Annotated in this window: 3 protein-coding genes and 2 pseudogenes; 4 read left to right on the top strand and 1 reads right to left on the bottom strand. The window is 41.1% G+C overall.

Annotated elements, in window-relative coordinates; genetic code table 11:
• The 3 genes and pseudogenes from BACCOP_RS10845 to BACCOP_RS10835 form a co-directional block, all read left to right on the top strand.
• Positions 1 to 948 (top strand): annotated as a pseudogene (locus BACCOP_RS10845) (IS982 family transposase); the annotation flags it as partial.
• A gap of 32 nt (positions 949 to 980) precedes the next feature.
• The gene (locus BACCOP_RS10840; protein ID WP_007569156.1) at positions 981 to 1,736 is read left to right on the top strand and encodes an SGNH/GDSL hydrolase family protein; all 756 of its coding nucleotides are present in this window, start codon (positions 981 to 983) and stop codon (positions 1,734 to 1,736) included.
• A gap of 17 nt (positions 1,737 to 1,753) precedes the next feature.
• Positions 1,754 to 3,757: a glycoside hydrolase family 2 protein gene (locus BACCOP_RS10835; RefSeq protein ID WP_040312035.1), complete on the top strand. Its 2,004-nt coding sequence runs from the start codon at positions 1,754 to 1,756 to the stop codon at positions 3,755 to 3,757.
• A 220-nt stretch (positions 3,758 to 3,977) separates the two neighbouring features.
• On the opposite strand, the gene BACCOP_RS10830 is transcribed toward BACCOP_RS10835, so the two are convergent.
• Complete coding sequence (locus BACCOP_RS10830; protein ID WP_007569154.1) at positions 3,978 to 6,134, bottom strand: glycoside hydrolase family 3 C-terminal domain-containing protein; 2,157 nt, start codon at positions 6,132 to 6,134, stop codon at positions 3,978 to 3,980.
• A 254-nt stretch (positions 6,135 to 6,388) separates the two neighbouring features.
• Between BACCOP_RS10830 and BACCOP_RS10825 the strand changes: the two are divergent.
• Positions 6,389 to 8,797: pseudogene (locus BACCOP_RS10825) on the top strand (glycoside hydrolase family 127 protein).
• Positions 8,798 to 8,875 lie beyond the last annotated feature (78 nt).

The following is an 8,875-nucleotide window of genomic DNA, read 5'->3' as shown; positions in this document are numbered from 1 at the left end:
TATTTAGTAAATTAAAGGTGACCAAACTTTTAATAGACAAATATCGTATGCACAACTTATATGCAATATTCGCAAAATTACTGAACATATGCAAGCAAATTGCCGGCAATTTAGTCAATGAATCTGGGAATGTGCCAAGACGAGGAGTCGTCCCTAAATTCTCAGACCTTGAAGTAGTGGCTTTGAACATGGCATCAGAGGCTGCCCCGTATTGACAGTGAGTCTCTGTTGTTTGCAAAGCTACAGGAATATAGGGTTGAAATACCCAACCTTATTTCCCGCCGACAATACAATGACAGGCGTAAAACAACTTCCTCCCTATGTAATGCAATCCGAGAAAGAATGGTTTCTGAAATGGATGGTGGTGAAGACTGTTTCTGTATTGATTCGAAGCCGATAGAAGTATGTCGTATTGCCCGTTCCAAACGTTGCAGTATGGGAAAGAAGGATTTTAGTAAAGCACCCGGGGTAGGCTACTGCGCATCACAAAGCATGTATTATTATGGGTATAAACTCCATGCAGTCTGTGGGTTAAGTGGTGTCATCCATTCCTTTGACCTCACTAAGGCAAGTGTGCATGACATTCATTACCTGAAGGATGTGAAAGTGGATTATAGTAATTGTACAGTCATAGGGGACAGAGGATATATAAGTGCCCAAGTGCAATTGGATCTGTTTGAAACTGCCAATATCAGATTGGAGGTACCATACAGATGTAATCAAAAAGAATGGAAGCCAACATTCCCAGCTTTTGCCAAAGCGAGAAAAAGAATTGAAACCATATTCTCGCAATTGTGTGACCAGTTTATGATTATAAGGAATTATGCGAAAGATACAGATGGATTGTTTGCCCGGATTATCGGGAAGATTAGCGCACTTACAATCCTCCAATATATTAACTACAAAAATGAAAAGCCTATTGGCAGAGTTAAATATGCGCTATTTTAATTCCGCCAACAGGTCTATAATCTTATTTTACTATGAAATTTTTTGTCTGGTTATTTTTTCTGTTAATTGGCGGGGGTAATCTTTGGACCGCAGGACATAAAATATTGTTCATCGGTGATTCCATTACTGATGGCAACTGGGGAAATAGTGATGGAAGTGCCCAACCTTCTTCTGTCCGCAATCATTGGGATATGAATCATATCTATGGAAGTGGGTACATGTATCTGTGTGCTTCTTACTATCAAAGTAATTATCCTGAGCAAGAATATCAGTTCTTCAACCGGGGTATCAGCGGAAATACATTAAATGATTTGAAGACCCGGTGGAAGGAAGATGCTCTTGCGATACATGCTGATGTAGTTTCTGTCTTGATAGGAACGAATGATGTGAATGAATATTTAGGTAAAAAAGACAATGGAGCTTTCGATTTTGTTTTGTGGGAACAGACTTATCGGAATTTACTGGATAGTCTGCGTCAGGATAATCCGCAGGTGAAGATTGTATTGGGTGAGCCATTTACAGCTTGTACGGGAAATATGAAAAAGACTGAAGATTTTGCTTTACGGGATAGCCTGATACAGCGTCTGGGAAAAATAACCTTACAGATAGCAGCCGATTATGGAGCTGTGTTCATCCCATATGCTTCGATGTTTCACCGTTTGCTGGAAGAAAACCCGGAATTGCCGGATACTTATTGGATTTGGGACGGAATTCATCCGACACCTGCCGGACATAAGCGGATGGCAGACTTGTGGATAGAACAAATAGAAAAATATCATATATTGTAATAAAGGAGGATAAACAGATGGGCAGATGGAATATCAGGTGGAGCATATTGCTTGTTTTATGGTGTGTTACGGGGGTGAAGCTGGCTGCAATGAAAGTTGAGTCATTAGATAGGGGATGGTTTTTTAATCGCGGGTATGAATCTCAGGCTGCGGATAAGGTAACGGTTGATCTTCCGCATACGTGGAATGCTGCTGATGCGATGTTTGGTAATGTGAATTATTATCGGGGAATGTCAACTTATTCACGTTTTATCGTTGTACCTTCATCGGAGAACTTTAAGCGTGTTTTCTTGCGCGTAAAAGCTGCACAGACTGTAGCTGATGTGTATTTGGATAATCATTTTGTAGCTCAGCATAAAGGTGGATATACCTCTTTTACCGTAGAGCTGACTCATCTGATTCGGAAAGGAGAAAAACATAAACTGGATATCAGGGTGAGTAATGCTCAAACTATGGAAATAGCTCCGATATGCGGCGATTTTAATATATGGGGTGGGCTGAATCGTGGTGTGGAGCTTTTGTATACGGATGATGCTTGTATTGATCCGACATTTTATGGCTCATCTGGAGTTTTCTTTACTCAGTGTGATGTTTCCGAAAAGTATGCCGGACTGGAAATGAAAGCATTGCTATCGGGAACTGAAATGGCATTGAATGATTGTTCTATTGAGTTTTCTTTGTTGGATGCGAAACGTAAAGTTGTTTTGTGTAAGGAAACAAGTGTGTCTGGTAAGGAAGCCCTGGTGAAGATGGAACTTAATAATCCGCATTTGTGGGATGGAGTTAATAATCCATATTTATATACCGGAGTTGTCGTTCTGAAAAGAGGTGGTAAAGAGATTGATCGTCGGGAAGAACATGTTGGCTTCCGGTTTTATTCAGCAGATCCGGATAAAGGCTTTTTCTTAAATGGTAAGCCCTATTCGATACATGGAGTCAATTATCATGAGGACCGTGCAGAAAGAGCATCGGCTTTTCGTCCTGAAGATTTTGAATCGGATTTGAACTTGATACAGGAAATGGGATGTACTGCTGTTCGACTGGCGCATTATCCGCATGCACAACAGTTGCATAATTTAATGGATAGGAGAGGACTGATTGCCTGGGCTGAAATTCCTTTTGTAAATGTATTTGTCAGCCATCCTCTGTATAGAGAAAATTTAAAGCAGCAATTAGTGGAACTGATTTGTCAGTATTATAATCATCCTTGTATTTTGACATGGGGACTTTTTAATGAAATCAACCCGGGATGGCTGGAAAATCCAAACCCTATGGCAGAAGAACTGAACAAGTTGGCTAAAAAATGGGATATATCACGACCGACAACGGGGGCAAGTAACCAGGAAGATCCTTTGAACGGAATACCTGACTTGATTGCATTCAACCGTTATTTCGGATGGTATGGGGACGATTGTAAAGAGATGGGTGAGTGGATCGATAAGGAGCATCGGGCATATCATCAGCGATGTATGGGCATAAGTGAATACGGTGCTGGTGCGGATGTGTTTCAACAGGCGGATTCCTTGATTCATCCAGAGCCGTGGGGACAGTGGCATCCAGAAAACTGGCAGACTTATTACCATATAGAAAACTGGAAACAGCTTGCTTCACGTCCGTTTTTGTGGTGTAAATTTGTTTGGTGTATGTTTGATTTCTCGGCGGCCGGTCGAAAAGAAGGCACGACTTTTGGCCGAAACGATAAGGGATTGGTGACATACGATCGGAGGATTAAGAAAGATGCTTTTTATTTTTATAAAGCAAATTGGAACAAGAAAGAAAAAGTGCTGTATATCGCATCGAAGCGTTGTCAGAATAAGTCGAATTCATCGGTTGACATTCAGGTGTTTAGCAATTGTGGTGATGCAGAGTTGTTTGTGAATGGAAAAAGTATGGGAAAATGTACGCCTGATGAGGTCTGTGTGGCTACATGGAACAATGTTCCTTTACAGTCGGGAGAGAATCAGGTAACAGTGCGTGCTTCGGGGCTTTCTGATAATTGTGTGTGGTATAACAATGACTGAATTGAACATATAAATAACGTTTGACCAGGCTGAATCTATCGTTTCATTACTGTGAAACGTTATTTTCATTTAGGTGAAGCGACCGTTTCACTCTAGTAAAACGATTTAAATATGGCAAGTTTGGCTATATAGCTTGGAGTTTTCTAATTTTGAACTATCAAAAAAGGAGTTGTATCGTGGTAGCGGTACAACTCATTTCTGTTATTAATTGGCTGGAGGTTTATTCTTCTGTTCGGAATGTTGTCCGTAAACGGATGTCCGATGATGAGGCTCCTATTTCCAGTGTCATTTCTTTGTCAGGAAGAATGAAACGGCTCTGCTTTTCATCCCATACTTGTAACTCCGTATAAGGGACGGTTAACTCTACTTTTTTCGTTTCTCCTTTACGTAGACTGATGCGCTGGAATGCTTTCAGTTGTTTGATAGGATCTTTGTCCGTATGTTTTCGTGCGGAAACGTAAAGTTGTACAACCTCATCACCATCCATATCGCCGGAATTTTTCAGGTTGAAGCATACCCTTAAGGTATCGCCACGTTCAATAACACGGTCATTGAGAGTTGTTCCAGAGTAATTAAAGCGGGTATAGCTTAGTCCATAACCAAAAGGATATAATGGCTTTTCTTTAAAATACATATATGTCCGACCGTGAGTAATATCGTAATCCATCATGTGAGGAAGGTCGGTGATATTTTTCACCCAGGTTTGGGTTAGTCTGCCTGCCGGATTATAATGTCCGAATATAACATCGCTTACAGCATGTCCCAACTCCTGACTGCATTGGGTGAGATGAAGCAGAGCGGGTACTGTCTGGTTGGCTCGATTGATGGCATAAGGAAAGCTGCTGATCAATACTCCAATTGTATTGGGATTAGTTTGAGCAACTTGTAAAAGCAAATCTTCTTGATCCAGTTGTAGCGACTGGCGGTCGACGGCTTCTTTTCCTTCACTTATGACGGGAGCTTGTTCCCAGCCGGCATTGCAGGTAGGATGGTTGCCGACACATACAATGGCAACATCTGCCCATGCTGCAACCGTGCGTGCGCTGTCCATTCGGTTGGTTTTTACATATCGTACTTCAATATCGTTACCTGCTTCCTCGCGAATAGCATCAAGTACATTTACTGTATAAAAAGGTTTGCCGGCATACCAGTCTTGCAGGACCTCAGTCGCACGTTGTCCGATGACTGCTATCTTCTTTATCTTATGTCTGTCAAGTGGAAGCAAATGGTCTTGATTTTTGAGTAAGACAATCGATTTAAGCGTAGCTTCGCGTACTAGTGCTTTGGTTTCCGGCTTGCTCCATGGAGCAATGGTATCAGTGACACCGATGGCTGCATAAGGATTGTCTTCTGCATGGTCCAGCAAACCAAGTTTGAGAGATATTCTGAGGTTTCCTCGGATTGCTTTTTCTATATCTTCCACACTAATGAGTTTTCGGTGCAGTGCTTCGTATACGGCATCCTTATATTCATCCAGAAACTTCGTAATACCTGCTTTGATGCATGCAGCTGCCGCAGCTGCCCGGTCGTTGTCAAAACGTTTATGGTCGCTCAACAGCAGTCGGAATGCTCCTCCGTCGGTCAGTAGCGTACCGTTCAGTCCCCATTCTTTCATGACGATGTTTCGTAATACGGGGTGCATGATACACGGAGTTCCGTTGTAGGCGTTATAAGCAGTCATCAAAGCCTGTGATCCTCCTTCGGTTACTCCTTTATAAAAAGGATAAGCATAATATTCGCGGAACAGTTTGTCGGAATAGTTGGAAGAAGAAAATGTACGTCCGTATTCATTACTGTTCGATAAGAAGTGTTTCATAAGTGAAGCATTTCTCCAGTATTTAGGATGATCTCCCTGTATGCCTTTGATGAAAGCTACAGCAAGCCGTGAAGTAAGAAATGCATCTTCACCATAACATTCTTCAGTTCGTCCCCAGCGAGGATCTCTGCCCAAGTCTACATTGGGAGTCCACATGATAAGTCCGCTTTTCCGATATTTTGCGTTTTGAAAGAGATAACGGTTTTCTGTACTGATGTAAGTTGCTACTCGATGTAGTAAGTCGGTATCCCAAGTCTCTCCCAGTCCGTAAGCTTGCGGAAAGCCTGTTGTTGGAGTATTAGCTCTGTCGCCGTATGTTGGTCCTCCCAGTACGATTCCGTGCAGTCCTTCTACACTTCCTGATGCTTGTATTCCCAGGCGGGGGACTTGAGTATTGTTTCCCAAAGCATCCACTTTTTCGTCGAGAGTCATTCGCGCAATCAAATCATCAAGCCGTTGTTCTTCGTTTATTGCCGGATCGTTAAATACATTTTGGGCATGTATGATTCCTGTAGTACTTGCTATGAGCAAGGTGAAAAAAAGTTTCCTATGTGTTTTCATAATGTGATGTTATTAAAGACTGATACAAAACTAATGGAAAGCGTTTTTTAATGGAATGAAAAATGTTTCACAAAAGGGTATAAAATGTTTTCACCTCTTCTGAAACAGGGAAAATACTGTCTTTTTGATGCAGAGAAAAACAAAATGTACCATATAAAGAAACAAATTTATACCAGTTTGCAAATATGTCTTTTTTACATTTGTATTATACGATTGAGATTTTGAATCAATATGGAAAACACAAAAATAAACCTATGAAAAAACTGATAATTTCTGCATTGCTTTTGGGAATAACAGGAGGTGGAATTTATGCTCGTGAAAAGGTGATATCTCACGGTTATCCTATAACTCCAGTACCTTTTACATCTGTGAAATTGACGGATTCATTTTGGGGACAACGTTTACAGGCAAGTCGTGAAGTTACCATTCCACTGGCTTTTAGTAAATGTGAAGAAACTGGACGTTATAAAAATTTTGAAATGGCTGCCTACCCCAGTGACAGCAATAAAGTGACGGGATATTCTTTTGATGACACTGATGTATATAAAACCATTGAAGGAGCAAGTTATCTGTTTCAGACTTATCCGGATAAACGACTAAAGAAATACATAGACAGTGTGCTGGTCATTGTTGCCGGTGCACAGGAGCCTGACGGCTATCTATATACTTCACGCACTATGAATCCGGCACATCCACATCAATGGGCTGGCAGTCGGCGTTGGGAAAAAGTGGAAGAGCTAAGTCATGAATTTTATAACTTGGGACATATGATTGAAGGGGCCATAGCTCATTATCAGGCTACGGGACAACGTAATTTTTTTGATATTGCAATTCGCTATGCAGATTGTGTCTGTAGGGAGATAGGGGAAGGACCGGGAAAACTGGTACGTGTACCCGGACATCAGATTGCGGAAATGGCTTTGGCTAAACTTTATCTTGTAACGGGCGAACAGAGATATCTTGATATGGCAAAATTCTTTCTGGATAAGCGCGGATATACTTCCCGAAGGGATGCATATAGTCAGGCACATAAGCCAGTTGTAGAACAAGATGAAGCTGTCGGACATGCAGTGCGTGCTGCATATATGTATGCCGGCATGGCAGATGTTGCGGCACTTACAGGCGATACTGCTTATGTGCATGCTATAGACCGGATTTGGGAAAATATAGTATCAAAGAAATTATATATTACAGGAGGTATCGGAGCGACAAGCAACGGAGAGGCTTTTGGCAAGAACTATGAACTTCCTAATATGTCAGCTTATTGTGAAACTTGTGCGGCTATTGGAAATGTGTATGTCAATTACCGGCTGTTTTTATTACATGGAGATGCAAAATATTATGATGTACTTGAACGTACATTATATAATGGACTGATTTCGGGAGTTTCTCTTGATGGTGGTAAATTCTTTTATCCTAATCCACTGGAGTCTATGGGGCAACATCAACGTCAGCCTTGGTTCGGATGTGCATGCTGTCCTTCCAATATCTGTCGTTTTATACCTTCTGTCCCCGGCTATATATATGCTGTGAAAGACAAGGATGTATATGTTAATCTGTTCATGTCGAATGATGTTACACTGAATGTAGGAGGTAAGAAGGTTTCTCTCTCGCAGACAACTTCGTATCCGTGGAATGGAGATATCCAGCTTAGGATTACTCATAACTCTGCAAAGGATTTTACACTGAAAATCCGTATTCCTGGTTGGGTACGAAATCAGGTTGTCCCTAGTAATTTGTATGCATACACGGATGAGTTTGATCCTTCATATCGTGTGATGGTGAACGGTGAAGAAGTTCATGCCGATTTGCAAGATGGCTATTTTTCTATTAACCGCCAATAGAAGAAAGGAGATTCAGTGGAAGTACATTTTGATATGAATGTGCGTACAGTTACAGCCAATAATAAAGTAGAAGCCGATCGGGGACGTGTAGCTATAGAACGTGGACCTGTCGTTTATTGTGCTGAGTGGGCAGATAATGATTTTGATGTATTAAGTGTACTCTTGAATCCTCGTTCGGAGTTTAAAGTAATCGAGAGGAAAGATTTGCTTTGTGGCATTAATCAGATTCAGACACAGGCACAGTCGCTGGAATATGATAAGGCAGGACGGTTGCTGGTAAAAGACCGTATACTGACACTGATTCCTTATTATGCATGGGCGCATCGTGGAACTGGGAATATGGCAGTGTGGTTACCGGATGAAGTCAATGCGACTCGTCCGAAAGCTATTCCTACTTTGGCTTCAAAAAGTAAGATAGATGCATCACATAAAATACCGACATTATTTTCTGTTGCCGATGGACTGATACCTCAGGATGAAAATGACCGTACTATTCCTTATTACCACTGGTATCCTAAAACTGCTACTACCGAATGGATTTCTTATGAATTTCCGGAAGAAGTGCAGGTTTCCACTTCAACTGTTTATTGGTTTGATGACACCCCTTGGGGTAGTTGCAGCATTCCGAAATCATGGAAGATTTATTATAAAAATACTGAAGGAAAATGGCTCCCTGTAGAGAATCTGAATGCATACAGTATCGTTAAAGGAGAGGGAAGTGCTGTTAAATTTAAAACAGTGAAAACGAAAGCAATAAAATTGGAAGTCGTACTTCACGATGAAAAAACAGCGGGTATATATGAATGGCAAATAAAGTAATATAAAGAGGTTGATTATGTTGTTTCTCTCTGATAATTAACTTTTTATCTATATGGGTATAAAAAGTTATAAAGAGGT

This window comes from Phocaeicola coprocola DSM 17136, assembly GCF_000154845.1.
GTDB lineage: Bacteria > Bacteroidota > Bacteroidia > Bacteroidales > Bacteroidaceae > Phocaeicola > Phocaeicola coprocola.
This window is presented reverse-complemented; position numbering and strand designations above follow the sequence as displayed.

Bases quoted from the DNA above. Each gene is read 5' to 3' on its own strand.
- BACCOP_RS10840 (WP_007569156.1), top strand. From the start codon at position 981: ATGAAATTTTTTGTCTGGTTATTTTTTCTGTTAATTGGCGGGGGTAAT.
- BACCOP_RS10835 (WP_040312035.1), top strand. From the start codon at position 1,754: ATGGGCAGATGGAATATCAGGTGGAGCATATTGCTTGTTTTATGGTGT.
- BACCOP_RS10830 (WP_007569154.1), bottom strand. From the start codon at position 6,134: ATGAAAACACATAGGAAACTTTTTTTCACCTTGCTCATAGCAAGTACT.